Here is a 26,281-nt window from a genome sequence, read left to right as displayed (position 1 = left end):
CGCATGACCAATCGAAGTCGCCTAGCCAGCTTCGCCATGGGCGGCTTCGGGCTTGGCGTTCTTCTTGGAATTTTCTTCGGGATACACGGCGGGTTTCGCGCTGTCGAGCGCCGGCGTGGTGCCGGGCGGATGGAGCGAGACCATGTAGGCGACGAGGGCATCCACTTCGTAGGGCGTGAGGTTCTTGCCATAGGCTGGCATGTTGCCGCCACCCTGAATGACCTGACGCGCGAGCTGGGGCGCGGTAAGGCGCGAGCCCACATCGGCGAGATCGGGACCGCGCTTGCCGCCGATACCGTCGATCGCGTGGCAGTTGCGGCACTGCTTCTGCTGGAGGACGACGAGACCCTGAAGCTCGAGCGGCGTCTTTGCCTTCACGAAGGGCGCGGGCGTCTCAGCGGCGCGCCAGGCGATCATATCCGGCGACCACGGCGAGGTGAAGCCCCACACGGTGAGCAGGCCGAGCGAGAGATAGAGGAAGAGCACCGTGAGGACGGCGAACGGGCGCCGGCTCCAGTGCTTTTCGCCCGTGTTGTTGTAGAACGGCAGGGCGAAGAGGAACGCGATGGCGATGGGCGGGATGACGAGGAAGGCGAGGGTCTCGGCCCAGTCTGGCATGAGCGCCGCGACGGCGAAGATCCACATGAAGGCCCAATCGGGACGCGGATGGGCGTCGATCATCGTGGGGTCGGGCGGGCCGAGCGGTCCCTTGGGGCCGAAGATGATCGCGCAGAGGAGGATGCCGCCGATGACGACCGCGCCGGCGATGAGGTCCTTGCCGATGCCATGCGGGGTGAAGGGGATACCTTCCTTCCGGATGATCGTGGCGTAGTGCTTGTCGTAAGTCTCGCGATTGACGAGCACGCCGGGGGTGGGCCATTCGTTGATGCCCTTGAGGAGCACCATGCGCAGGTGCAGCACGATGATGGCGAGGATGGCGCCGGGCAGCACGAAGACGTGGAGCGCGAAGAAACGCGAGAGGGTCTCGGAGTTGATGATCGGGCCGCCAAGGAGCATCTGGACGGCTTCGCCGCCGATGATTGGGGAGCGGCCGGTGATCGATGCGCCGATGCCGATGCCCCAATATGCGTCTTCGTCGAAGCGCATGACCTGGCCGGTGAAGGCGAGGCCGAGCGTGATGAGGAGCAGGAGCACGCCGGACATCCACGTGATTTCGCGAGGATACTTGTAGGCGCCAAACAGGTAAACCTGCGTCATGTGGATCAGCATGATCGCGACCATGAAGTTCGACCCCCAGTAGTGGATCGCGCGGAGCATCCAGCCGAGCGGGATGTCGTAGTTCAGGTAGGTAAGCGTCGTGTAGGCCTGGTCCGCGGAGGGGACGTAAACCATCGCGAGCAGCGTGCCGGTGATGAGCTGGATGATCAGGCAGAGCAGGGTGGCGCTGCCGAAGACGTAGAACCAGCTGCTGGTGCTCTTCGGGATGTGGTGGCCGGCGGTGTGCTCGAAAATCTCGGTGACGTGGAAGCGATCATCCAGCCAGCCGAAGGCTCCGAGTGCGGCGTCGGTGATTTTCTTTTTCGCGTTCGCGATCATGCTTCTCCTTTGACTTTCTCGGTGGGATTGCCGGGATTGCCGATATTCGGGAGAATGCCAGCCTTGATCTCGAGGTTGCTGCCGTTGACCCGGTATTCGTAGGTGTAGAGCGGGCGGGGCGGCGGGCCGGCGGCGTGGTCGCCGTTCTCGTAGAAGGCGCCACCGTGGCAGGGGCACATGAAGAGCTTCGATTCCGCGAACCAGCGGACCGGGCAGCCGAGGTGGGTGCAGTTGATGGCGAAGACCTGGAAGGTGCCGCCGGGCACGTGGCGCACCCAGCAGGGAATTCTCGCGGTCTCACCGTCCCACGGCCGGCGGTAGGGGTTCTCGTAATTCGCGATGCGAATCTCGCCCTCGGGGAAGTTGCTGATCGGGCCAAGATTCGTCCACTCGAGATCGAACTTCTTGACGAAGGCGGACATCACGTAACCGAGGATGGGAACGGTGATGAGCGCGCCGGCGACGACGTTGAGGGCGATGCCGATCTGGAAAAGGAAATGGCGGCGCGTCGTGGGCGGCGGGGCGTCTACCACCGCGACGTCGCCCGTCTGGCAGCAGGCATCAGTCTTGGTTTCCTTGGGAGTCTCGGGTGTCATTGCGGAAAAAACGTTTACGGGTTCGTAGTGGTGAGCGGCTGGCCAAACTCGTTGCGGCGCTGGGAGATGAGCCATGCGACGACATCGGCGATTTCCTGGTCGGACATCGCCTTGCCGGGAACGCGGGAGCGGTAATCGGGCAGGCCGAGTTCAGGGCGACCGGCGATGACCAGCGTGCGGATGTATTGGTCAGTGACGAGGCCGAGGAAGGCAGGATCGGAGATCGAGCCATAGCCCGTCATGCCGGGGAACTTGGAGAAGTAAGTCTCGAAGGCGATCTGACCGGCGGCGGCGTTGCCGGCCGGGGCAGCGTAGGCGGGGAGCGGACCGTCGATCGGCTTCTTCTTCTCAAGGATGAAGGCAACGAGCTTCTCGATCTGTTCCGGAGTGAGGCTGCCGCCGTGCTCTTCGCTGAACGCGGGCATGCTGGAGACCTTGATGCCGTTCGCGATGATGCTCTTGAGGATCTCGGGGGGAATGACCGCGAGATAGAGCGGGTCGCTCATTGCGATCGAGGGAGACGGCGTGCCGCCGATGCTGTGGCAGCCGAGGCAGTTTTGCGCGAAGATTTCCTCGCCGCTCGTGATCGCGGTTTCGGGTTTCCAAGCGTCCTCGCGCTTGGGTTTGCCGGGCATCCAGCTATCCAGCGCGGAGACGTCGAGCTTGCCGTCGCAGGCAGTGAGAGCCGACGCGGCGAGGGCGCAGAGGGTGAAGGAAAGGATTCGCGAGCGGATCATGATTTTTTCTCCCCCGGGTGATGAGCGGCTTCCACGCCGAGACGAGCTGCGACGGTCCAGCCCTGCTGGGTGGAAACCTTGGTGGAGCGGTAGACGTAGAATCCGCAGACCATGCCGAACGCGATCTGGCTGAGGAGGAACGGAATCCACTCGAAGCGCTCGTTGAGGGTCGGATTGATGAAGCGGAGGGTGGCCCAGATCAGCGCGGTCCAGATGATCGGGGTGACGATGCCGCCGAAGAGCCACTCGCGCTTGGCGGGGAGCATGGGCAGGAGCACCGTGTAGAGGAGACCGACCATCACCGATGTGGTGAGATGGGTGATCGTCGCAACGATGAGACCGGCGAGGCTGAATTGCTTGAGTGTCTCCGTGCTGGCGGTGGAGAGGTCGGGATAACCGGCCGCGGCGAGGAGGTTGATCGGATACCAGATGCTGTGATCCACGAGGAGACCCCAGGCGCAGGCGATGAAGGCCATCACGACCGCGCCGAGCAGACCGCCGACGAAGCCGGCGGTGTAGGGATGAACAGCCGTGGGAATCTGTTCGCGGTGGTGGTGTTCCCCCACATGGAGATGCGAGACCGTGCGGCCTTCGCTGACGACTTCCTGCGGCCATTCCGAAGTGTGACGAATCGGGAAGGGCTCGTGCTTCGGATGCGGGAAGACATCGGTGAACCAGCCGATGGCGCCAGAGAGAGCACAGAGGAAGCCAACGAGCGAAACGACGGGGTCGGTGACGAGTCCGGCGACCATCAAGGTGATGCCGAAAGCCGAGATGATCGGCCACGCCGTTGGGATCGGGAGCTCGACCGAATTCGGATCGGAGTGGGAATGCGGATCGTGAGACATGGTCTAGTAGTGCGCGCTGAGGATGTAGACGACCGTAAGGACGACGATCCAGACGGCATCGACGAAGTGCCAATACCAGCCGATCATCTCCACGTGCTCGTGGTGATCGTGGTGAAGTTTGCCGCGCAGACTGCTGATGAGGATGATACTGAGCAGAATGAGGCCCACCACGACGTGGCTGGCGTGCAAACCGACGAGGGAATAGAAGGTCGAGCCGAAGACATTCGTGCTGATCGTGAGGTGATGGTGGTAGATGAATTCATACCACTCGTGCCCGGTGAAATAGAGGAAGTAGGCGCCCATCGCGATGGTGATGAACCACCAGAGGTGGAACATCGCGCGGTTGCCCTTCTTGAGGAACCATTCTGCGGCGTGGAGGGTGAAGCTACTGCCGATGAGGGCGATACTTCCGCTCCAAGGAAAGGCGAGAATCTCGTGCGGATAGGGGCCGTTGAGGCTCTTGCCCATGTAGAAAAGGTAGGCGACGACGAAAATCGAAAAGAGGGCGGTTTCCGTCGTGATCAGGCAGAGCATGCCGACCTTGCGAAGGGAAGGGGGACGCCAGGGGCGTTCTTCTTCGGCGAAGGAAACGGGCTGATTGATGAATTGGTCCATTCGGATGGGCTAAAGGGCGAAGGTGGGGCGCTTATTCGTATTTCCAGTCCGGATCGTCCGGGTGCTTGAGATCCCACAGCGGGCGGCGGCTGCGCACTTCGGGAGTCTTCTCGAAATTGTAATCCGGCGGCGGCGAAGTGGTGGCCCACTCGAGGGTCCACGCATCCCACGGATCATCACCGGCGATCTTGCCCTTGCGGTAGGAATAAATGAGGTTCCAGACGAAAATCAGGATACCGGCGGCCTGCAGGATCACGCCGAGCGAGGACATCATGTTCCAGATCTCCCAGCCACGGCCGGCCTCGTAGGTGTAGATGCGGCGTGGCATTCCGAGGAAGCCGGAGATGTGCTGCGGGAAGAAGGTGACGTGAAAGCCAATGGTGAAGAGCCAGAAGTGCCACATGCCGAGCTTGTGACTGAGCATTCGGCCGAAGCACTTCGGATACCAGAAGTAGATCGTCGCGAAGATCGTGAAGAGAAGGCCGCCGATCAGGACGTAGTGGAAATGGGCGACGACGAAGTAGGAGTCGCTAAGCTGCCAGTCGAATGGCGCAACCGAGAGCATGACGCCCGTGAGGCCCGCGATGAGGAACTGGAAGAGGAACGCGATGCAGAACAGCATCGGCAGCTCGAAACGGATCTTCCCGCCATACATCGTGCCGATCCAGTTGAAGATCTTGATGCCGGTGGGCACGGCCACGAGCATCGTGGAGATCGCGAAGAAGGAGTTGCCGAGCGACGTCATGCCGACGGTGAACATGTGGTGAGCCCACACGCCGAGCGAAATGAAGGCGATCATCACGTTTGCGCCGACCATGATCGGGTAGCCGAAGATCGGTTTGCGGGAGAAGACCGGCACGATCTCGTTCATTGCGGCGAAGCCGGGAAGAATGAGGATGTAAACTTCGGGGTGGCCGAAGATCCAGAAGAAGTGCTGCCAGAGGACGGCAGAGCCGCCAGCCTGGGTGTCGAAGAACTTCGCTCCGAGATACCGATCGAGCAGGAGCATGATCTGGCAGGCGGAGAGCGGCGGGATCGCGATGATCACGAGGAACGCGACCACGAGGAACGTCCACACGAAGAGCGGCATGCGGCCGAGGGTCATCCCTTTGCAGCGCAGACTGATCGTGGTGACGATGATGTTGATGGCGGTCGCGATACTGCCGACGCCGCTTGCGAGGAGGGCGAGGGTCCAGTAATCGGAGCTGTGGCCACGGGAGAAGGCCTTGCTGGTGAGAGGGGAATACGCGAACCAGCCGACGTCGGGCGCGCTGCCGGCGTTATAGAGACCGGGGCCCGCGAAGTAGCTGAAATACAGGAACCAGGCGCTAAAGAAGAACATCCAGAAGCCGAAGGCATTCAGGCGCGGGAAGGCCATGTCTCGGGCGCCCACCATGAGAGGCACGAGGTAGTTCGCCATGCCGAAGATGATCGGCATGCCCACGAGGAAGACCATCGCGGTGCCGTGCATGGTGAAGAAGCGGTTGAAGACGTCCGGCTCGAGGAAGTGGGCGTTCGGAATCGCGAGCTGGAGGCGGATGGCCGCGGCCATCAGGCCGGCGATCACGAAGAAGATCAGGCCGGAGCCGATATACATGAGGCCGAGCTTCTTGTGGTCGACCGTGAAAAGGAGATCCTGAATGACCGAAGACCAGGAGCCTTTTTCCTCACCCGGGCGGGTGGGCGTGATGACAAAATCGTCTTCGGGAGTGGTGCTGGAGCCGTGCGCCATGATGAATGGATTATTTGAGCGTCATCAGGTAGGCGGCGATCTGGTCGACCTCCGTATCCGTGAGCTGCATGTTCGGCATGAGAACGCCGGGTTTCAGGTGATGAGGGTCGCGCAACCAGTCCCGGATGTTGTCCAAGGTGATTGGCGCCATGCCGGATGCGAACGAGGCACGGGAAGCGAAATGCGTGAGGTCCGGACCAAAGACTCCGCCTTCGACGCCCCGGGAGACGGTGCCGGCGATGCTGTGGCAGCTGACGCAGGAGTTGGCGAAGTAGTCCTTCTTACCGGCGACGGCAAGGGCATCCCCGACCGGCGGCTCGACGACGGAAGCGCGCTGGGCCGCGCACCATTTTTCGAAATCCTCGGGCGTCTGCACGATCACGCGGATGAGCATGTTCGCGTGCTGGGTGCCGCAATATTCGGCGCAGTTGCCGAGGTAGGTGCCGGTTTCCCACGGATCAAGCCACATATGATTCGTCCGATTCGGGACGACGTCCGTTTTGCCGTTGAGCTGGGGCACCCAGTAGCTGTGGATGACGTCGACGGATTCGAGGATCAGCTGAGTCGGACGGGTGCTGTTCCTGTCGCTGACGGGGATGTGCAACTCGTTGGCTGTGATGAAGTCGCGCTTCCAGACCGGCTTGCCGTCCTTGTCCACACCGTCCTGCTTGAGGTATTCGAGTTCCCACCACCACTGGTGGCCGATCACGCGAACGCGGAGCGCTTCGTTGGGAAGTTTCTTGTCCTGAATCTCGCCGATCGTGCGGGTGGTGACAAGGATGAGGACGATCGTGATGAGAATCGGGATGACCGTCCAGGCGAGTTCGATCTGGGAGCTGCCGTAAACCTGCGGGGGTTCCTTCTTTTCATCCTCGGCGCCCTTGCTGGGAAACTTGATGACGACGTAAACAAGCATCGCCGTGACGACGATGAAGATGACGAGACAGATGATCGATACGAGGATCGATGAATCGTGAATCATCTTCGCCGGCGTGCCGAGCGGGTCGAACATGTTCGCGATCGGGCGGATCGGATCGTTCGCGGCGAGGGTGGAAATGGTCGGCGCAAACCAGGCGAGCGCGGCAAGCAAAACCGGGAGACAGGACTTCCCAGCGGCCCGGAAACGGGAAGTCGGAAATGATGGAGAGAGCAACCTGCGGATCACTGTCGGACGGAATTATCGATCGAGAGCAAAAATTTCAATCCATTAGTTCGGCTAATTCGAGCGCCAGGATGCGATCGCCTCGCGAAGGTGCATGAAATCAAGCTCCGGCTTCGAGGAAGCGCACGCGCTGGTCGTGCCGCGGGAGGCGAATCGTGAGCGTCAATCCCTTCCCCTCGGTGCTCTCGATGGCGACCTCGCCGCCATGGGCGCGAACGATGCGCCGGACGATGAGCAAGCCGAGGCCGGTGCCGCTGCTTTTCGTCGAGAAATAGGGCTGGAAGACGCGGCCCATGTTTTCGGCTGCGATGCCACCGCCGTTGTCGGTGAACGCCACGAAAAAGTGCGTCTCGTCCATGCCGGTGCGCACGCGGAGGAAGCCGCCGGCGCGCATGGCCTGCATGCCGTTGCGAATGACGTTGTAGAACGCCTGCTTGAGCTGGTCGCGATCCACCTGAACCGGGGGAAGTTTCTCCGCGAGATCGGCTTCCACGAGAATGTCGCGATCGCGTAGCTCGGGCTCGAGGAAGGCGAGGGATTCCTGGACGAGCCCGTTGAGATTTTCGAGATGCGTCTCGAGGGCCTGTGGCCGGATCGCGCGGAGGAATTGCTGGATGATGTGGTCGAGTCGGGCGACCTCGCCCTTGGCGATGCCGAGGCTTTCCTCGAAGGATTTGCGGGATTTTGCGGGCAGGGCGCGGGCGCGGCGCTCGAGGATCTGGAGGTGGATGTTGAGAGAATTCAACGGGTTTCCGATTTCGTGGGCCACGCCGGCGGCGAGGAGCTGGAGCGCGGAGAAGCGCTCGCTCTCGATTGTCTCGGCGGTGGAGCGCAGGGTCTCGGTCGCGTCGCGGAGGATGACGGCGTGGCCTTCGATCTCGTCGCCGTCGTCGTCCATGAGCGGGACGACGTAGAAGTTGAGCGTGCGCGTCTCCGGGTAGAAGACCTCGAGGTCGCGGTTCACGGTCTGGCCCGAGGCGGTGACGGATTCCAGATCGAGGCCGCGCACGACTTCCTTGAGCGGGCGGCCCATGCTCTCGTCGGCCTGGATCGCGAAGAAGCCGCAGGCGGCCTTGTTGAGCCAGATCACGCGGCCCCTGGGATCGGTGACGATGACGCCTTCGAGGATCGCGTTGAAGATCGTCTCGAGGAAGCCCTTCTCGCGGGCGAGCTCGACGAGGTAACTCTGCACGTCGGCCGGCTGGACGACGTTGAGGCGGTGGATGAGCTTGTCGAGGAAGCCGCGTTTCATGGACGGAGAAACGTCATTGAAAGCGGATCACGCGCGCCATTGCACGGCTTGTTCGTCGGCGGCGAAGCGGATGAACCCGCGGGCGCCGGGTTTGCCGTTGCCGGAAATGCCGAGGCCGCCGAAGGGAAGCGTGGAAGGCGAGAAGGTCGTCGGCAGGTTCTGGTAGAGGTTGCCGACGCGGAGGGCGTTGCCGATGCGGTCGAAGCGCTCGCGGTCGGCGGTGAAGATCGAGGCGGTGAGGCCGAAGGGCGTGGCGTTGTGCTGCCGAATGGCCTCCGCTTCGTGGTGGACGGCGCTGACATGAAGGATTGGACAAAAAACCTCCGCGGGATCGGGCGCGACGGCCCCGGAAACCAGCGCCACGGCGGGCGTGACGTAGTGGCCGGATTTCTCGCCGACGCGACCGGGCGCCGAGCCGGGAATGAACCAATCGCCAAGCGCCGGGTCGGTGAGGCGGCGGTAGCGGTCCACGGCGGCGGCGCTGATGACGGGGCCGAGCCGGGTGGCGTCCTCGAGCGGATCGCCGGGCGCGTAACGGGCGATCTCGACGCGAAGTGCGGCGAGGAAGTCGTCGAGCACGCTGGCGTCGACGAGCACACGGCTTGTGGCGTTGCAACGCTGGCCGGCGGTGAGGCAGAGCGCGTCCGCCACGGCGGCGGCGGCGAGCGGGATGTCGGCATCCGCGCAGACGATGGTCGCGTTCTTTCCGCCGAGCTCGAGGGCGAGCGACTTCGAGTAGTCGGCGGCGAGTTCCTTTGCGAGCGCGGTGCCGACAGGGATCGAGCCCGTGAAACAGACCGCACGCACGTCGGGGTGCACGCAGAGGGCGCGGCCGGTCTCGCCGTGGCCCTGCACGATCTGGAAGACGCCGGAGGGCAGGTGGGCGGACATCAGCGCGCCGTATTCCGCGCCGGTGACGGCGGCCAGCGGCGAGGGCTTATAGAGCACGGGATTGCCGGCGAGGAGGTAGGCGACGGTCGCGCCATGGCCGAGGTGGATCGGGAAATTGAAGGGCGCGATGACCGCGGCGGGGCCACGGGGCCGCGTGCGGACGAGGGCGGGGTGGGGACCGTCCGTAACGGCACGGTCGGCGATGAATTGCTCCGCGTCGGCGATGGTGAGGTCGAATTTCGCGACGACGGCGCCCAGTTCGCCGCGGGCCTCGGTGAGCGGCTTGCCGGTTTCCTCGGCGATGCGGCGGGCGAAGGATTCCGATTGCTCGCGAAGGACGGCCTGGCACTCGCGCAGCATGGTGATGCGGGCGTCGAGCGAGGCGGCGGCCCACTCGGGGGCAGCGTGCCGGGCGTTGGCCACGGTGGCTTCCACGCTGGTGGCGCGGACTTCCGGCAGAAGGCGATCGAGGTTGCCGGGACTGCGGTTCTGCCAATAGGTGGGATCGGCCATCGGCATCACGGTAAAAGAAAGGGACGGCCCTTGCGAGCCGTCCCGGATTCTTTTTTCGACGGACGAACGAGCCTTAGCGGACCACGCGGGCACCGCCGCCCTTCATGATCTTCTCGACCTCCTTGACGGACGCCATCGAGGTGTCGCCCGGGGTGGTCATCGCGAGCGCGCCGTGGGCGGCGCCGTATTCGACGGCCGTTTGCGCGTCGCCGGTGGTGAGGAAGCCGTAGATGAGGCCGCTGGCGAAGCTGTCGCCGCCGCCGACGCGGTCCATGATTTCCAGCGCCGGATACGGGCGGGACTCGTGGAAATTGCCGGCGTGCCAGACGATGGCGCCCCAGTCGTTGATGGTGGCGGTCTTCACGGCGCGCAGCGTGGTGGCGGTGCACTGGAAGTTCGGGAAGGCGGCGATGGCCTTGTCGATCATGGCCTTGAACTTGTCGATCTCGATGTTCGAGATGTTCTCGTCCACGCCCTCGACCTCGAAACCGAGGCAGGCGGTGAAGTCTTCCTCGTTGCCGATCATCACGTCGACGTATTGGGCGATCTCGCGGTTCACCTCCTGCGCCTTGGCGTGGCCGCCGATGCTCTTCCAGAGCGACGGACGGTAGTTCAGGTCGTAGGAAACGATCGTGCCGTATTTCTTCGCGGCCTTCACGGCCTCGATGACGAACGCGGGCGTGGTGTCCGAGAGCGCGGCGAAGATGCCGCCGGTGTGGAACCAGCGGGCGCCGATCTTGCCGAAGATTTCGTCCCAGTCGACGTCGCCGGGCTTGAACTGGCTGGCGGCGGTGTTGCCGCGATCGGGGCAGCCGACGGCGCCGCGGATGCCGTAGCCGCGCTCGGTGAAGTTGAGGCCGTTGCGGACGGTGCGGCCGACGCCGTCGTCCTTCGCCCACTTGATGAAGCGGGTGTCGACGCCGCCCTGGAGGATGAAGTCCTCGACGAGGCGGCCGACGGGATTGTCGGCGAAGGCGGTGACGACGGCCGTCTTGAGGCCGAAGCAGCGGCGCAGGCCGCGGGCGACGTTGTATTCGCCGCCGCCTTCCCAGGCGCGGAAGGAGCGGGCGGTGTGGATGCGGCCTTCGCCCGGATCAAGCCGGAGCATGACCTCGCCGAGCGAGATGAGGTCGTATTGGCATTCGGAGGCGGGACGGAGTGGGATGCTCATTTTTGGTGTAAAATTTTGAGATTACGGGCGAATCGATTTTGCGAGGGCGACGGCGCTCTCGATGAGGGCGGTGACTTCGTCGAATTTGCCCTCGGCCATCTTGTCGCCGGGGACCATCCAGCTGCCGCCGCAGGCGAGGACCTTCGGGAACGAAAGGTAATCCTTGAGGTTCGCCTCGGTGATGCCGCCGGTGGGAATGAAGCGCATCATGCCATAGGGCGCGGAGAAGGCCTTGAGCGTCTTGATGCCGCCGATGGCCTCGGCCGGGAAGAACTTCACGACCTCGAGGCCGAAATCGAGCGCCATCTCGATGTCGGTCGGGTTTGCGGTGCCAGGCGTGATCGGGATGTTGTTCTCGACACAGTAGCCGACGACCTTGGGATTGAAGCCGGGCGAGACAATGAACTTTGCGCCGTTGTCCACGGCCTGCTTGACCTGGTCGACCTTGAGGACGGTGCCCGCGCCGACGAGAAGGCCGGCTTTTTCGGACATGATCCTGATGGATTCCGCGGCGGCGGCGGTGCGGAAGGTGACTTCCGCGACGGGCAGGCCGCCGGTGAGGAGCGAGTCGGCGAGCGGTGCGGCGTGGTCGGCCGATTGCAGCGCGATGACGGGAACGAGACGGGCAGCGTGAAGCTGATCGAGGACGGAACTCATGGAATGAAATGGGTCTTCGGGTTTGGAGCGAGATGCGTCAGGCCTTCAGTTCCGGAAGTTCGAGCCACTTGCGCTCTTCCGAGCTCTTGAGGCCGAATTCGGCGAGCTGCACGCCCTTGGCGCCCTCGAGGAGCGTCCAGCGGAACGGCTCGTCGAGCACGACGTGGCGGAGGAACATCTCCCACTGGATCTTGAACGCGTTGTCGTAGGTCTCCTGTTCGGGCACCTTGCTCCAGCCGTCGAAGAAGTCGATGGGCTGCTTGATGTCGGGGTTCCACACGGGGCGCGGCGTGTTGCCGTAGTGCTGGGTCCAGACGTCGCGCAGGCCGACGATGGCGCTGCCCTTCGTGCCGTCGACCTGCATGGTGAGGAGGTCGTCGCGGCGGACGCGAACGTTCCACGAGGAGTTGAAGTGGCAGATGACGCCGTTCTTGAGCTCGAACGTGGAGTAGGCCGAGTCGTCGGCGGTGCACTTGTAGGGCTTGCCCTCCTCGTCGATGCGCTCGGGAATGTGCGTCGCCGCGAGGCAGGACACCGATTTCACCTCGCCGAAGAGGTTGTCGATGACGTAGCGCCAGTGGCAGAGCATGTCGATGATCATGCCGCCTCCGTCTTCCTTGCGGTAGTTCCAACTGGGGCGCTGGGGCGGGACGGTGTGGCCTTCGAAAACCCAGTAGCCGAACTCGCCGCGCACGCTGAGAATGTCGCCGAAGAAGCCGTTTTCCTTGAGGCGCATGAACTTCACGAGACCGGGGAGCCAGAGCTTGTCCTGCACCACGCCGTTCTTCACGCCGGCGTCGCGGCAGATTTCGTAGAGCTTGTAGGCGTCGTCGGTAGTGATCGCGGTCGGCTTCTCGCAATAGACGTGCTTGCCGGCGGCGGCGGCCTGTTTGACGGCGTCGAAGCGACGAAGCGTGCTCTGCGCGTCGAAGTAGATCGGGTAGGCCGGATCGTTCATCACGCTGTCGAGATCGGTCGTCCACTTGAAGACCGAGGTCTTGTCGCAGAGTTCCTTGAGCTTCACCTCGTTGCGGCCGACGAGGATGGGGTCGGGCATGATGACCTCGGTCGGGCTGACCTTGACGCCGCCCTGTTTGATGATCGCGTCGATGGAGCGCAGCAGGTGCTGGTTGGTGCCCATGCGTCCGGTGACGCCGTTCATGATGATGCCTACGGTGTGTGTCTTCAAAGTGGTTGGAGGTTCGGTGTTAATGGCTCGAGGGGGAGTTGAAGGGAGATTTGGGAATTCCTTAAGCGGAGGGCTTGTCGGTGCACTGCGGATGAGCGCCGGCGGGGAGCGGCGGCGTGTCGCCCACGCCGGCCGGCGGGAGGGTGCCGTCGAGTTCCTGGCGCCAGTGGGCGACATCGCCGGCGGGGCCATAGACGTAGATCATGCGCAGCGGGGTGTCGCCGATGTTCGTGAGCTGGTGGAACACGCCCGACGGGATGTAGACCGCCTGGCCGCTCGTGAGCGTGCGACGTTCCTCGCCGAGGCACATTTCCGCGGTGCCATCGACGACAAAGTAGACTTCTTCCTGCTCCTGGTTGTGCCAGGGAACCTGGCCGCCGTTCGGATCGAGCGTGACGTTGCCCATGGCGAAGTTCGACGCCTGGATGGGCGCGACGCCATTGACGAGATTCTGCGTGCGGCGACGGGCCGGGAACCGGCGGCCTTCAGTTTGCGCGAGGTCGGAGATGATCATCGAATTTTGGATTTTGGATTTTCGATTTTGGATTGGGGGGACTCAGGCGACGCCGGCGAAGAACGTGTAGTAGGGCTCGTCCTTGGCGAGGCGCTGCAGGTAGAGGGCGAGTTCGCGGGCGTGATAGTCGCCCCACATCGAGGACTCGCCCTTCGCGACCTTGCTGCCGGGCGGGACGTAATCCCAGCCGTTCGGCTGGTGATAGATCGAGTGCAGGATGAGACCCTGGTGGTTCGGGTCGGTGGAAAGATACGGCTCGGAGAGCACGGTGTCGGCGACGGTCAGACCGGCCTGCCAATACTTCGTGCCGCGGGCGTCGCCCTTGCTTTCGAGGTAGCGGCCGAGGCGGAGCAGACCCTGCGCGGCGATGGCGGCCGCGGAGCTGTCGACCGGTTCCCAGTCGTTGTCGATCTGCGCGGGGCGGTCGAGGTAATCGCCGAGGCGGTGGAGATTCGGAGCGCCGGTGTCCCAATACGGGATGCCGTCCGTCGGCGTGTGCTCGAGGTAGAAATCGCACGAGGCGAGCGCGGGCCTGAGGAGGAGTTCCTCGACCGCGGCGAGACCGCCAAACGGCTCCAGCGCTTCGTCCGAGAGGGTGGCGACCCATTCGAGCTGCTCCGGATAACCGGCCATGATCCACGAGAGGCCGCGGGTCCATGTGGTGAAGGGCGAGTAGCCCTGCTGGGAATTCGGGCAGCGGAAGTTGCCGTCGTTGAGATTGAAGATGCTCTCGTGAGCGGTGCGACCGCGGAGGTCGTAGAAATCACGGCCCTCGCCGTAGAAAACCGCGTAATCGGCGGTCGTCTTCGCATGCTTGAGCAGGCGATCGAGGAGCGAAATCTTGCGGTCCTTCTCGCCCATGAGGACGTGGCCGAGCGCGTGCGAGACGGAGAGCGCGCGAAGCGAGCGAATCGTGTCGGCAAAGAGCGAGTGCGGGCCGTTGAACGAGTAGATATAGCCGCCGCCGTCGGCGATATCGGTCCAGCGAGCAGCCTGCACGGCGCCGGTGCACTTGAGCGCGAGCTCGTAGAAATCCTTCTCGGTCTGGTTGAACGGGATTTTGCCCTCGACCATCAGGCGGAGGAGATTGCCGTAGGTCGAGACGTTGTTGAACCCATGGTCGTGCACGCCGATGTGCGTGATGTGATGCGCCATGCGGTCGCGCGTGCGGGTGCGGCCGAGCTCGAGGAAGCTTTCGTCGCCGGTGGCGTCGTATTGGAGAATCGCGGAGCCGTAGACGAAGCCCTGGGTCCACTCGGTCCAGCCGCGGGCGGTGTATTTGCCGGCGACGGTGAAGACGGGCGTGGCGCTGCCGGGCTTCTCGTCGGCGTCGATCGAGAGGATCTTCGGAGCGGAGGCTTCCCAGAGCTTCTCCAGCTTCGGGAGAAGGGCAGCGGGCGTGAGGTCGGTGCGGAGAGTGATCATTTACAAAAGGGAGGACTGAAGATTACAGGCGGCGCAGGTGAAAGCCGCCGTCGAGGTTGATGACATCGCCGGTGGAGAAGGGGAATTGACCCGCGAGGATGGATTCCACGGCGGTGCCGACGTCCTCGGGCCTGCCCCAGCGCATCTGCGGGACGAGGCCGCTCGCGAGAAGCGCGTCGTATTTGTCCTTCACGCCGGCGGTCATGTCCGTGGCCATGATGCCCGGGCGAAGTTCCATCACCTGGATGCCGTCGGCGGCGAGGCGCACCGCCCAAAGCTGGCTGGCCATGGCAAGACCGGCCTTGGAGATGCAGTATTCGCCGCGATTGATCGATGCGGTGTTCGCTGAGAGCGAGCTGACGAAAACGAGCTTGTAGCCAGTCGAGAGGCGGGACTTGCCGGGATTTGCCAGCCAGGATTTCACCGCGAGCTGCGAGAGGAAATAGGGGCCCTTGAGATTGACGGCGATGACCTCGTCGAAGATGTCCTCGGTGGCCTCGGTGATGTCGGCGCGGACGCGGGGGGCGATGCCGGCGTTGTTCACGAGAGCGTCGAGATGGCCGAATGCGGCGAGCGTGCCGTCGAAGAGGGCCTGGCGACCTTCGGCGGTGCCGATGTTGCCGCCGACGGTGGCAAAGGTCTGCCCGGGATTCGGGGCCAGCCTGCGGCAGGCTTCCGCGGTTTCCTCGGCGGCGGCCGAGTTGCTGGCGTAGTGGATGGCGACGCTGTAGCCGGTGGCGGCGAGGCGCTCGGCGACGCCGCGGCCAAGACCACGACTGGAGCCGGTGACAAGGACGACTGCTGGGGACGACATATTGTGGGGGGAAAGCTAGCGCGGGCGAGGGGCGAGCGTTATGACGTTTACCTTGAGAAATAGCACAAAGACGACTTTATTTTTGTCTTTGTCGGCTCCGTGGTTCGTCGACTCGCCGTTTCGTGAAAAATTACCGTCCGCTTTTGCTCCAGGAGCTGAATGTCCGCCTGCCAGGGCTCACGTTGCGGCGTCTGCGACTGAACCGCCATCTGCCCGAGGTCGATAGTCTCTCCGAGCATTCGCACAATTTCGTGCAAATCCTCTGCTACCTGAGCGGACGCGGCGCGATGCGGGTGGCTGGCGAGGAGCGGGAGATCCGCCCGCTCACCGTCGCGCTGCTGCCCCCGCGCACGGAGCACGCCTTTCGTGAAACGGTGGGGCGGCGCCCGCTCTGCCTGGTCCTCGACCTCGATCTGCGCGGGGCGACGAAACATGGCTTTCGCGTGGCTGGCCTCGTGCTGGCGGACGCCGCGGCGATCCGGCGGGAACTCTCGACGCTCATCCGGCTGCGCGATCCGAATGACTCGGCCTGCCGGCTGATGGTGGCCTCCGCCGCCCTGCGCGTGGCGGATGTGTTTTTGCGGACGCTGAGTGTGCTGCCGCCGCGGCAGAATCACGTTCCGCCGTTCGTCCGGGATTTCGACCGCCTGTTGCGCAGGCCCGAGTCGGCAGAGGCGAGCATTGCCGACCTCGCGCAACGGCTGGGCTACCAGACCGATTACCTCAATCGCATTTTCAAGCAGTCCACCGGCCAGACGCTCGGCGAGTATCGCAATGCGCAGCAGGTCGAGCGGGCGAAGCGGCTGCTGCGCGAGAATGGGCTCGTGAAGGATGTCGGCGAGGCGATGGGCTTTGTGGACCAAAATTACTTTTCGCGCTGGTTCAAGAAGCACACCGGCATGCAGCCCCGGGCGTTTCGCTTCGCGGCGTCCTGACGGCGGCGTTCTTCGCTACTCGTCGTCGGAGTCGCGAAGGTGCCGGGCCTTTTCGATGAGCGTGAGGAATTCCGCGCGGTAGGCGCCGGGATCTTCGCCGAGGCTGGCGCGGGCGATCTTCTGGATCGCGTTCCAATCCATCGGCGTGTCGTTGGCATCGCCGCGGAGTTTCATGCCGAAGGCGGCGACCGCGCTGGCGAAGCGGAGATTTTCCGAGGCCCGGTCGAAGGCTCCGGCCTCGGGCCCGACGACTTTCTCGATGAGCTTGCTCGTGTCGCCGTCAGGGGCCTTGTAGCGGAGCTTCACCGTGAAGAGGTCGCGGGATTTTGGATTTTGGATTTCGGATTTTGGATTGTCGGATTCCGAGGGTTCGACGGGTTGATACTTCAGTGGATCGACCGTGCGGTCGTTGGGGAGGGGCTGACCGGCGGGAACGATCTCGTAAAGCGCGGTGACGGTGTGCCCGGCCCCGATTTCTCCGGCGTCCTTCGTGTCATCGTTGAAGTCCTCCTTCGCGAGCAGGCGGTTCTCGTAGCCGATGAGTCGGTAGCCGGCGACGGTGGCGGGATTGAATTCCACCTGGATCTTCACGTCCTTCGCGATCGTGAAGAGCGTGGCGCCCATTTGCTCGACGAGCACCTTCCGGCCCTCGGCGGGCGAGTCGATGTAGGCGTAGTTGCCGTTCCCCTTGTCGGCGAGGCTTTCCATCGTGGCGTCCTTGAGGTTGCCGGTGCCGAAGCCCAGGACGGAGAGAAACACGCCGGATTTCCGTTCGCGCTCGATGAGGCGAGTGAGCTCGTCGTGGCTGGTGACGCCGACGTTGAAATCGCCGTCGGTGCACAGGATCACGCGGTTGTTGCCTTCCTTGAGGAAGTTTTCCCGGGCGGTTTCGTAGGCGAGCCGGATGCCCGATGCGCCGTTCGTCGAGCCGCCGGCCTCGAGGCGGTCGATGGCCGCGAGGATGCGCGATTGGTCTTCGCCGCTGGTCGAGGGCAACGCAAGGCCGGAGGAGCCGGCGTAGACCGCGATGGCGACGCGGTCGAGGGGCGTGAGGCGCTGGACGAGTTCGCGCAGCGAGCGCTTGAGCAGCGGGAGCTTGTCGTCGGCTTTCATCGAGCCCGATACATCGACGAGGAAGACGAGGTTGCTCGGCGGGAGCTTATCCACCGCGACGTCGCGACCTTTCAGCGCGATGCGGGCGAGAAGATGCCGCTCGTTCCATGGGGCATGGCTGACCTCCGTGGTGATGGAGAACGGCGCCGAGTCCTTCGGCTGCGGCAGATTGTAAGGGAAGTAGTTGATGAGCTCCTCGAGGCGCACGGCGTCCGCCGGCGGCTGCTGGCCGCTGACGAGGAAGCGACGGACGTTCGAGTAACTCGCGGTATCGACGTCGATCGAGAATGTCGACAGCGGCGCCGCGGTGACGGCCTGGAAGGTATTGCCGGTGATCGGCGCGTAAGTCTCCGCATCGGGTTCCGCTCCCGCCCGAATCGCTGCGTCGAACGGCTCTGGATGCCGGAACGCCCGCACCTCATCGACGGCGCCGCTCCACCCGGCCGTTTCAGCGCCACGCGGCGCGGTCGCCAGATCGGCGGTCGCGCCGGCCATCGGGGAGCCGAAGAAAGTTTCGGATTTGGGGCCAGTCTGCTCGGGAGACTGTCTGACCTTGGCAAGGCTTTGGGCGGGCGCCAGCGCTGCTGCCGGAGCGCTGGCCGGGGCAATGGCGCCCACGGCGGCCACGGTTGCGGTCTGGGGCGCGGGTCCCTTCGTCTGCGCCAGCAGGCGGTCGCGCGTCTGGATGTCGGCACTCTCCTGGTCTTCGGCTTTCCGCCCGCCCCCGACGAGGTCCGATCTTTCGGAATCGCTCAGCGGCGCTTCCTGCTGGCGGGCGACGAGGCTTCCGGTGTCGTGCCCCTGCACGTAGCCGTCCGCTCCGGCCAGGAGCACCGGCGTGCCCGCGGGGCTGGCCGCGGGCAATTGCTCGGCCGGTGTTGGCGGCGGCGGGGCGTTTACGGCAAGAGGCGTCGTCGGAACGGGCGTTGCGGTTTTCCGTGGCAGGCTGAGAATCGTGGCCACGGTGATGCTCGCCGCGAGCGCGGTGATGCCGAGAACGCCGACGCGGCGACGGATGGCGCGCTGCCGCGCCTCAGCCTCGAGATTCCCGGCGCAGCGGGCGAGGAGAGCGGCGCGCTGCTCTTCGGGAAGGGTGTCTTCTTCCGAGGGGAGGGCGCGGATGGCTTCGGCGACGGCAATGGTTTCCTTCATGGCGTGTTGCAGGGCGGTGGAGGTGGCGAGTTCGCGTTCGAAGGCTTCGCGCTCGGGGCCGGTGAGTTCGCCGAGGGCGTAGGCGGTGATGCGGGGATCGGCGGTGGAATTCATGACAGGGGCAGGCTTTCCGCGTCCTTGAGCGGATCGCGGTTCCACAGGGTGCGGAGAGTCTGGATGGCGTTGTGGAGCTGGACGCCGACGTTCGAGACGCTCAGGCGCGTGGCTTCGCTGATCTCGCGATAGCTGAGACCGGCGTCGAACTTCAGGCTCACAAGTTCGCGCTGCCGCTCGGGCAGGCGCTGGATAAGGTGGCGGAGGCGGGCGGCGTCCTCCTGCGCGCTGGCGCTCTCGGCGGGCGAGGGGCCGTGGTCCGGCGCGTCGTCATCGACGGGCTCGGCGGAGAAGCGGGCAATCTTCCGGCAGTGATCGAGCGCGCAGTTCCGACAAACGAAGAAGAGCCACGGAGCGACCCGTGGCTCGATTTCCTCGAGATTCTGCCGGCTGAGGCGCAGGAAGGTTTCCTGCACGGCGTCGCGCGCGGAGTCCAGGTCGCCGGTGATCGCCCGGGCGTAGCTCACGAGCGGGCGCTCGTAGCGGCGCAGGGTGCGCTCGATGAAGGATTCCGGGGTCATGGCTGGTTACTGGGCCAACGCGCGGGGCGACCCTTTCTTAACGGGAATTTTCGATTCCGGCGAAAAAATCCCCCGACGACCGGCCAATCGAATCTTCCCCGGCGATTTCTCCCCGGATATCGCTGCACCATGGCTGCCTTGCGAAGAATCATCGCCCTTGTTCTCGGCATCGGGGCCCTGGCGTGGGCCGGGGAGCCGGACGAGGCCCGCAAATTTCCGTCGCCGGATGGAAAGTTCGCGCTGGAGGTCATCGAGAGCGACGGGGTCGTGTCCGGAGCCCGGATCGTGGAGACCAGTTCCGGGAAGGGCGTTGCGGATTTGTCGGAGGACATCATGGCATCCGCCGGGGAGGAGGTGTCGCTCGTCTGGTCGAAGGATTCCCGGTCCGTCGCGGTGAATTTTCGCGCCGGCGGGCGTTACGAGACGATGGCCTTGTTTCGGAGGCAGCGGGATGCTTTTCGGCCGCTCGGTTCCCCGGAGGCGCTCCTTTTTGACGAGATCATCAAACCCGCCCGGGAGCGGGAGCTGAAAGCCGCGAACAAGCCGGCCGACACATCGCTGCGGCGCATCTGGGACAAGTGGGATGCGCTTCGCTGGGGCGATGCGAACACGGTGGAAATTCACGGCTCGTCGACGGTGTCCTATCTCGACAACGACGAGCCGGTCGACATTGCGATCGCGCTCGACGCCACGGTCGCCTTCGACGAGACGGGGAAGCCGCGGGTCGTGAAGGCCGAGGAAGTGCCGGCGAGCGATTGAGCGACGGCGGCCGCCCCTTTACGCGGGCGTCGCCGGCAGCGGCTCGGCCGGGGTGGTATCGCGGATGATCGAGAGGTCGAAGAAATCGGCCACCGCGGCGGGAGTGGCGCGGAAGGCATCCATCAGCAGGCCGAGGTTGCCATACATCATCTCCGCCGTGGCCACGCGGGCGGCCTCGAGCGCGGTGGTGTCGGCATCCTTCGCGCCCTCGTGGCCCTGCTGGGTATTGCGCAAGGCAAGGAGCACGGCGTGGAAGGCGAGCACCTCGGCGAGAAGCGGCGCGCCGAGCGCGGCGGCGTGGGGCTGCATGCGGGTGTGCAGGGCCTTCACCGCGGCGATGCGGGGATCAATCGCGCCGGTCTGCAGCGGGCCGCGACCGTCGGGCCAGATGGCGGTGTGCTCGGGCGTGCCGGAGTCGAACACGGCGAGGGTCTTCACGTCCCACTGGCGCGCCTTCGTCGAGGAGAGCAGGTCGAGCTGCGCCTGCACGGCGGCCACCCCACCGCGCGTGGCGCCGCTGGCGGCGGTCCACTGGGAATAGGCGACGGCGTAGGCCTCGTAAACGGGGTGGAAGCGCACGGCGAGCGGGGCGATGGCGGGCTCGGATTTTCGGCCGTCAAGGCGCGAATCGTGGTCCGTGCAGAGGATGAACATCCGCCGGTAGCTCTCCGCGGTGGCGTTGTCGAATTGGTTGTCGAGATATTTCCAGGTGCTCGCGGCCATAAGATTCCCTTTCTTTGGTGGTTGGTTGGCGTTCAGATTGGGTCCGAACGATTCCGTGCCCTCATGCCATCATTCGGGGCGGCGGTCAATTAAAGATCGCTCTTTTATCCCAGTTATCGACAAGGAATTATGGTGGATTTTTTCCTGCGGGCCGACCGAGAGTCCGCCGGCGGGGCCAAACAAGAGTCCGAAGGCCACCGGGAGCTCCCGGATGGAGGGAAACTCGAGTTTGGAGGCAACCGGGAGCTCCCGGTCGGGGTCAGACTTCGATCTGGAGGGCTCCGGGACGGCGACGTCGCTTCCGGGGAAAGTCTGGAGGCCCCAGCGACGGCGAGGGCGGTGCGAAACCGAAGTTCGGAAGGCACCGGGAACTCCCGGTGGCGGCAAAACCGAAGTTTCGCGCTGACGGCGAGGTAGACGGTCGGGGCAGACGAAAAAAATCCGAGGGTTTTCGCGGCGACGGGCGTGTATGGAGATGAGGCGAGAGATTTCCCTCAGCCCACCCCATGAAAATCCTGTTTCCGCTGCCCATTGCCCTATGCCTGCTCTTCATCGCCGGTCCCGCCGGGGCGGAGGATTCTGGAGCGCCGCCGCGTCGGATCGTGCGGACGATCGAGGCGCCGAATGCCGCCCCGCCGATGCCGGGATCATCCTCGACGCCCGCCCCCGCCGACGAAAGCAAGCTCACGCGCTTCGACCTCGATTTCCCCGGCGGCACGCCCGCGGAGCTGGCCGCAGCGATCAGCAAGGCAACGGGCAAGCATCTCAACTTGATCGTTCCTCCGAAGGATGGAGATCGGAGGATCATGCCTTTGAAGTTGGACAACGTCACCGTTCCGGAGCTGTTTCAAGCGGTGGCGGCGATCTCCCAAAAGACGGAGGCTTGGATTCATAGAACCGGGGAGGGAGAAAAGAGAGTAGAGCGCGCGGAAGTAAGTCTGACTTTTCAATCTGGAGGCGGGCCGCTCGGGGATGACACCGTGTGGTGGGTAAAGTCCAGTGGCCCGCAGGATGACATGCTCCGTCTCCAAAGCGAATTGGCTGATACGCCGGCGATCACTCGTTACTTCCAGCTCGCGCCGTATCTGGAGAACTATTCCATCGAGGACATCACGACGGCCGTCCAGACCGGTTGGAAGATGGCAAAGGTCGAGCCGATGCCGCAGTTGAGCTTTCACAAGGAGACGAGCCTGCTCATCGCGGTCGGGCCGGAGGCGAGCGTGAAGCAGATTCCCGAGGTGCTTGCGCAACTCCGGCGGGATCGCGGGCCGACCGTCGAGAAGATCGTGAAACTCCAGGCGGAATTGGATGAGGTGCTGGCGAAGAAAATCGGGGACTGGCAGGAGAAGGCCCGCGCATTGAGTGAAAAGATTCGCGATCTTGCCGCGCAGCAAAAGGCCAACGAGGCGATCGAAAACCCCTCGGGCGTTTACACCGGAGCGTCCAAGGTGAGGCCCGCACCCGGGTTCTAATCGATGCATGTAGCCGTTAGTCCACTCGTCGAGGATTTGAGAGCCGATGGCACGGTCACCGGGTGTGTGGATGCGTCCGACGAAGACGCCGCTGTCGCCGCGCTCACACGGCGGCTCGTGGCGGGGGAGGAGGCGGCTTGGGAGGAGTTTCATGCGCGGTATTTCGAGCGGTTGCGGCGGTATCTTTTCGTGCTTTGCCGGGGGGACGAGCAGGCGGCGGGCGAGGCGTTGCAGGCGGCGTTTGTGCGGATTGCCCGGCATGTGCGGCGGTTCGATCGCGAGGAGGCGCTGTGGGGCTGGCTGGCGGTGGTGGCGCGGAGCTGCGCGGTGGACGGGGCGCGCGGGCGCTCGCGCTACACGGCGTTGATGGAGTGCTACGCCGGCTGGTTCCGCGGGCCGGTCGCTCCACCTCGTGAGGATGCGCTGGCCGCATTGCTCGCCGAATGCCTCGAGGGGCTGCCGCCGGAGGATCGGGCGCTGCTTGCCGCAAAATACGACGAGGGGGAATCCACGGCCGCGCTCGCCGCGCGGGCCGGATGCTCCGTGAAGGCCTTGGAATCCCGGCTCGCGCGCCTGCGCGGCCGGCTGAAGGAACAACTCCGCCACCGCTTGCGCCATGAAGATTGATCCCGCTCTCCTCGACGATGTGCTGTCTCGCGACGCCGGCCTGCGCGAGACCACGCGGCGGCAGGTCCTCCGTCTCTCGCGGTCACGACGGCGAGCCCGCGCGCGGCGGCGGATGCTGGTCGCGGGGGCGCTGGTGGTTGCGGCGGTGGCGTTGTTTCTGCGGCTCGATCGGCCGGCTCTGCGAGGGGAGGGTGCGAAGTCTTCCGAGCCGACGGGCTTCGCCGTAGTGCGATCCCAGCCGCTGCCGGCGAGCGAGATCGTCACCACTCAAGGCGAGCTTTTTGCGCCCGTGGGCAGCTCGTTCGCCGGCCTCACGTTCCTCGATACGCGACCGCTGGACATCCGCATCACCGAGACGCGGCTGGCAATGCCGGTGCTGAACTTCCTCGACGATCGGCAGTTACTCGCGGCCTTTCCCGGGCGGCGCGCGGCGCTCATCGATGCGGGGACTGAGCGGGCGCGTCTGATCTTTTATTGAGCCGCCAGGGACACGCTGCGCGCCGCTTGCAACTTCCTGCGGGATGCCGGGTTGCTTCCTGCATGAAGAAGCTGTTTCTCATCGCGCTGGCGACGCTCTCCGTCGCCGCACTCCACGCGGCTGACCCCGCTGCGACGAATACCGAGCCGGCCGCCGCCCAGGCCGACCAGCAGACGCCGCCTGGAAAGGAACGCGGTTGGAAGCATCATCGGGACGACAAAGGCGGGATGGTGCCCGACGGGAAGGATTGGAGAAACAAGGGCATGCATCGCGGCGGGCCCATGGGACCGAAGGGCTTTCGAGGCATGGGCGGTCCTGGCGGCGAGCGGTGCGGCGATCACCCGATGGCGGACGCGCTCAAGCTGACGGACGAGCAGAAAGCGAAGGCGAAGGAACTCATGGAAGCGGCCCGGCCAAAGATCGAGGCCATCCGCAAGGAGGAAGGCGCGAAGATCAAGGCAGTGCTCGACGAGACCCGCAAGGAACTGCGCCCGCTCCTCACGCCGGAGCAACAGGCCGTCTTCGACAAGATGGAGAAGGTGCGGGCAGCCCAGTCCGATCTTGCCACGGCGAAGAAGGCGCTCGACGCCGCCCAGCCTGCAGTCGCTGACAAGAAAGACGCTCCGGCTGCCGGGAAAAATTAGCCGGGTCGCGGCTCGAAAGGCCGCCTGAGGTCACCCGACGTGGTGACGTCGGCGCGAGCCGACGCGAAGCGCGAGGTGGTTCTACTGACGGGGGGCGGTCCGCCAGGAGGTCGCGGGGACTTTCTCAGCCGACGAGCAGCCCCTCGAGCTCCTCCACGCGCTGCGCGAAGATGCCGAGCGCGGCGTCGACGGCCGAAGGCTGGCGCATGTCCACGCCCGCCTCGACGAGCGTGTCGATCGGGAATTTCGAGCCGCCCGACTTGAGGAAGCCGAGGTAGCGCGTCGCGTCGCCGGTTTTCAACACCTGCTCGCTCAGCGCGACGGCGGCGCTGAGGCCGGTCGCGTATTTGTAGACGTAGAACGCGTTGTAGAAATGCGGGATGCGCAGGCACTCGAGCTCGAGGCATTCGTCGATCGCGAAGTCCGGCCCGAAATAGGCATCGAGCAACCCGCGGTAGATCGTGCGCATTGTGTCGAGGGTGAGCGCCTCGCCGGCCTCCTCGGCCGCGTGCGCGAGCTTCTCGAACTCGGCGAACATCGTCTGCCGGAAGAGCGTGCCGCGGAAGTCATCGATCTGCCGGCTGATCAGATACGCGCGCATCTTCAGGTCCGTCGTCTTCTCGAGCAGGTTGTGGAGGAGGAGCTCCTCGTTGAAGGTCGACGCTACCTCGGCGAGGAAGATCGGGTAGTGGTAGTTCTGGTAGAGCTGCGCTTTCTGGCAGTGCCACGTGTGCATCGAGTGACCGGCCTCATGCGCGAGCGTGAAGACGTCCGAGAAAACGTCCGCCTTGTAGTTCATCATGATGTAGGGCGGGGAGGTGTAGGTGCCGTAGCTGAAGGCGCCGGAGCGCTTGCCCTTGTTCTCGTAACGATCCGCCCACCGGCCTTCGAGCAGGCCGTGGCGCAGCGCGGTCGTGTATTCGGCGCCGAGCGGCGCGAGCGACTCGATGACCATGTCGACCGCCTCGTTCCACGTGTAATGCGTCTCCACGCCGTCGACGATTGGCACATACGTGTCGTAGTGGTGAATCTCGTCGAGCCCGAGCAGGCGTTTGCGCAGGTCGTAGTAGCGATGCAGCGCGGGCAGATTCTTGCGAACGGACGCAATGAGCGCGTCGTAAACGCTCACCGGCACGTCGTCGCGGAAGAGCGCCGCCTCGCGCGCCGAGGGATAATTCCGCGCGCGCGCGCTGAACACGTCCGCCCGCACCGAGCTGGCCAGTGTCGAGGCGAGGGTGAACTTGTGGTCGTCGAACTCGGTATAGAATTTCGTGAAGGCCTCCTTGCGCACGGCCGGGTCGCGCTGGACGAGCAGCGACGAGAACGAACTCTGCGTGAGCTCGACGTCGCGGCCCTTGCCATCGCGCACGACGCCGAACTTCATGTCCACGTTCGTCAGTTGCGAGAACGTCTCCTGGTGGCCCGACATCGCATTCGAGCCGAGCGCCATCAGTCGTTCCTCCGCGGCCGAGAGCGTGTGCGCCTTCAGTCGGCGCAGTTTCTTGAGCGGCGTCGTCCAATCCGCGAGGGCAGGGTCCGCAAGAAAGGCCCCGAACGTCGCGTCATCGAGCGCCTGGATTTCCGGCCCGAGGAACGAAAACGCCTCGCCGATGTGCACGCAGAGCGCCTGGAAGCGGGCTTCGCGCGCCAGCGCCTCGGAGTTCGCGCTGTCCTCCGTCGTCCGCAGCGCGACGAACTGGTTCAGCGTCTCGACGCGCAGATCGATCGTCTTCTCGAATTCCAGCGCCTCGGCCAGCACGCTCGCGCCATCGGCGATGCGACCGCGGAAATCAGCGATCTTCCGGTAATCCGAGCCCAGCGCCGCGAAGTCTGCCTCCCACGCCGCATCGTTCGCGAAGAGGGGCGTCAGGTCCCACGTATCTTCGAGCGCAACCTCCGCGCGGAGCGGAGTCTTCCTGGTGGCGGGCGGAGCATCAGCAACAGCGGCGGAGCGAAACATCATGGGTGGGAAGTGTAGCGAAGGTCGACGAAGCTGCAATCGGGGAACCTTGGTCGAGTCTGGCGACCGCAAATTCGTTTCTGCGATTATCACCCATGCGTGGCGCTGGC

The 26,281-nt window shown here is 64.6% G+C and carries 25 protein-coding genes; 6 read left to right on the top strand and 19 right to left on the bottom strand.

Annotation, left to right across the window (positions count from 1 at the left end):
• Positions 1–21 precede the first annotated feature (21 nt).
• The 15 genes from VIM61_11925 to VIM61_11855 form a co-directional block, all read right to left on the bottom strand.
• Positions 22–1,557, bottom strand: coding sequence for a cytochrome b N-terminal domain-containing protein (locus tag VIM61_11925; protein HEY8901110.1), 1,536 nt, complete (start codon positions 1,555–1,557; stop codon positions 22–24).
• Positions 1,554–2,153 (bottom strand): Rieske (2Fe-2S) protein, encoded by a 600-nt coding sequence (locus tag VIM61_11920; GenBank protein ID HEY8901109.1) that lies wholly within the window; start codon positions 2,151–2,153, stop codon positions 1,554–1,556. The genes VIM61_11925 and VIM61_11920 overlap by 4 nt, the downstream gene beginning before the upstream one ends.
• Before the next feature lie 14 nt (positions 2,154–2,167).
• Positions 2,168–2,890, bottom strand: a complete 723-nt coding sequence (locus VIM61_11915) for a cytochrome c (GenBank protein HEY8901108.1) — start codon at positions 2,888–2,890, stop codon at positions 2,168–2,170.
• The gene (locus tag VIM61_11910; protein HEY8901107.1) at positions 2,887–3,738 is read right to left on the bottom strand and encodes a hypothetical protein; all 852 of its coding nucleotides are present in this window, start codon (positions 3,736–3,738) and stop codon (positions 2,887–2,889) included. Before VIM61_11910 ends, VIM61_11915 begins: the two co-directional genes overlap by 4 nt.
• Before the next feature lie 3 nt (positions 3,739–3,741).
• Positions 3,742–4,353 (bottom strand): heme-copper oxidase subunit III, encoded by a 612-nt coding sequence (locus VIM61_11905; GenBank protein ID HEY8901106.1) that lies wholly within the window; start codon positions 4,351–4,353, stop codon positions 3,742–3,744.
• Between the two features lie 31 nt (positions 4,354–4,384).
• Positions 4,385–6,085: a cytochrome c oxidase subunit I gene (gene ctaD / locus VIM61_11900; GenBank protein HEY8901105.1), complete on the bottom strand. Its 1,701-nt coding sequence runs from the start codon at positions 6,083–6,085 to the stop codon at positions 4,385–4,387.
• A gap of 10 nt (positions 6,086–6,095) precedes the next feature.
• Positions 6,096–7,175, bottom strand: a complete 1,080-nt coding sequence (gene coxB, locus VIM61_11895) for a cytochrome c oxidase subunit II (protein ID HEY8901104.1) — start codon at positions 7,173–7,175, stop codon at positions 6,096–6,098.
• Positions 7,176–7,347: 172 nt separating this feature from the next.
• Positions 7,348–8,499 (bottom strand): ATP-binding protein, encoded by a 1,152-nt coding sequence (locus VIM61_11890; protein ID HEY8901103.1) that lies wholly within the window; start codon positions 8,497–8,499, stop codon positions 7,348–7,350.
• 27 nt (positions 8,500–8,526) lie between these two features.
• A complete protein-coding gene (locus tag VIM61_11885) occupies positions 8,527–9,903 on the bottom strand; it encodes an aldehyde dehydrogenase family protein (GenBank protein HEY8901102.1) in 1,377 nt (458 codons plus the stop codon).
• A 73-nt stretch (positions 9,904–9,976) separates the two neighbouring features.
• Complete coding sequence (locus VIM61_11880; protein ID HEY8901101.1) at positions 9,977–11,074, bottom strand: sugar kinase; 1,098 nt, start codon at positions 11,072–11,074, stop codon at positions 9,977–9,979.
• A 21-nt stretch (positions 11,075–11,095) separates the two neighbouring features.
• Positions 11,096–11,731, bottom strand: coding sequence for a bifunctional 4-hydroxy-2-oxoglutarate aldolase/2-dehydro-3-deoxy-phosphogluconate aldolase (locus tag VIM61_11875; protein ID HEY8901100.1), 636 nt, complete (start codon positions 11,729–11,731; stop codon positions 11,096–11,098).
• 37 nt (positions 11,732–11,768) lie between these two features.
• Entirely contained in the window at positions 11,769–12,920 is a 1,152-nt protein-coding gene (locus VIM61_11870) for a Gfo/Idh/MocA family oxidoreductase (protein HEY8901099.1), read from the bottom strand.
• A 61-nt stretch (positions 12,921–12,981) separates the two neighbouring features.
• The gene (locus VIM61_11865; GenBank protein ID HEY8901098.1) at positions 12,982–13,434 is read right to left on the bottom strand and encodes a cupin domain-containing protein; all 453 of its coding nucleotides are present in this window, start codon (positions 13,432–13,434) and stop codon (positions 12,982–12,984) included.
• Positions 13,435–13,476: 42 nt separating this feature from the next.
• Positions 13,477–14,859: a glycosyl hydrolase gene (locus VIM61_11860; protein HEY8901097.1), complete on the bottom strand. Its 1,383-nt coding sequence runs from the start codon at positions 14,857–14,859 to the stop codon at positions 13,477–13,479.
• 22 nt (positions 14,860–14,881) lie between these two features.
• Entirely contained in the window at positions 14,882–15,673 is a 792-nt protein-coding gene (locus tag VIM61_11855; protein HEY8901096.1) for a 3-ketoacyl-ACP reductase, read from the bottom strand.
• A 122-nt stretch (positions 15,674–15,795) separates the two neighbouring features.
• Between VIM61_11855 and VIM61_11850 the strand changes: the two genes are divergently transcribed.
• Positions 15,796–16,608 carry an AraC family transcriptional regulator gene (locus VIM61_11850; GenBank protein ID HEY8901095.1) on the top strand — a complete coding sequence of 271 codons (813 nt, stop codon included), beginning with the start codon at positions 15,796–15,798 and terminating at the stop codon, positions 16,606–16,608.
• 15 nt (positions 16,609–16,623) lie between these two features.
• Here the strand turns inward: VIM61_11850 and VIM61_11845 are convergent, their stop codons facing one another.
• Both VIM61_11845 and VIM61_11840 read right to left on the bottom strand, forming a co-directional pair.
• Positions 16,624–18,987, bottom strand: a complete 2,364-nt coding sequence (locus VIM61_11845; GenBank protein ID HEY8901094.1) for a von Willebrand factor type A domain-containing protein — start codon at positions 18,985–18,987, stop codon at positions 16,624–16,626.
• The gene (locus VIM61_11840) at positions 18,984–19,508 is read right to left on the bottom strand and encodes a sigma-70 family RNA polymerase sigma factor (protein HEY8901093.1); all 525 of its coding nucleotides are present in this window, start codon (positions 19,506–19,508) and stop codon (positions 18,984–18,986) included. The genes VIM61_11845 and VIM61_11840 overlap by 4 nt, the downstream gene beginning before the upstream one ends.
• 129 nt (positions 19,509–19,637) lie before the next feature.
• Here VIM61_11840 and VIM61_11835 point away from each other — a divergent pair, with 129 nt between their 5' ends.
• Positions 19,638–20,267 carry a hypothetical protein gene (locus VIM61_11835; protein HEY8901092.1) on the top strand — a complete coding sequence of 210 codons (630 nt, stop codon included), beginning with the start codon at positions 19,638–19,640 and terminating at the stop codon, positions 20,265–20,267.
• Positions 20,268–20,285: 18 nt separating this feature from the next.
• Here VIM61_11835 and VIM61_11830 read toward each other — a convergent pair whose 3' ends face one another.
• Positions 20,286–20,990, bottom strand: coding sequence for a hypothetical protein (locus VIM61_11830; GenBank protein ID HEY8901091.1), 705 nt, complete (start codon positions 20,988–20,990; stop codon positions 20,286–20,288).
• Between the two features lie 506 nt (positions 20,991–21,496).
• On the opposite strand from VIM61_11830, the gene VIM61_11825 reads away from it, so the two are divergent.
• The 4 genes from VIM61_11825 to VIM61_11810 all read left to right on the top strand — a co-directional run bounded on the left by VIM61_11825 (position 21,497) and on the right by VIM61_11810 (position 24,211).
• Entirely contained in the window at positions 21,497–22,462 is a 966-nt protein-coding gene (locus tag VIM61_11825) for a hypothetical protein (protein ID HEY8901090.1), read from the top strand.
• Between the two features lie 3 nt (positions 22,463–22,465).
• Complete coding sequence (locus VIM61_11820; protein HEY8901089.1) at positions 22,466–23,089, top strand: sigma-70 family RNA polymerase sigma factor; 624 nt, start codon at positions 22,466–22,468, stop codon at positions 23,087–23,089.
• Complete coding sequence (locus VIM61_11815; GenBank protein ID HEY8901088.1) at positions 23,079–23,567, top strand: hypothetical protein; 489 nt, start codon at positions 23,079–23,081, stop codon at positions 23,565–23,567. Before VIM61_11820 ends, VIM61_11815 begins: the two co-directional genes overlap by 11 nt.
• A 62-nt stretch (positions 23,568–23,629) precedes the next feature.
• The gene (locus VIM61_11810; GenBank protein HEY8901087.1) at positions 23,630–24,211 is read left to right on the top strand and encodes a hypothetical protein; all 582 of its coding nucleotides are present in this window, start codon (positions 23,630–23,632) and stop codon (positions 24,209–24,211) included.
• A 124-nt stretch (positions 24,212–24,335) separates the two neighbouring features.
• Here VIM61_11810 and pepF read toward each other — a convergent pair whose 3' ends face one another.
• Positions 24,336–26,174 carry an oligoendopeptidase F gene (gene pepF, locus VIM61_11805; GenBank protein ID HEY8901086.1) on the bottom strand — a complete coding sequence of 613 codons (1,839 nt, stop codon included), beginning with the start codon at positions 26,172–26,174 and terminating at the stop codon, positions 24,336–24,338.
• Between the last annotated feature and the right edge of the window lie 107 nt (positions 26,175–26,281).

Source organism: Chthoniobacterales bacterium (assembly GCA_036569045.1).
Taxonomy (GTDB): Bacteria; Verrucomicrobiota; Verrucomicrobiia; order Chthoniobacterales; family JAATET01; genus JAATET01.
Note: the sequence above shows the minus strand (reverse complement) of the source record. Positions and strands in the feature narration are given on the sequence as shown.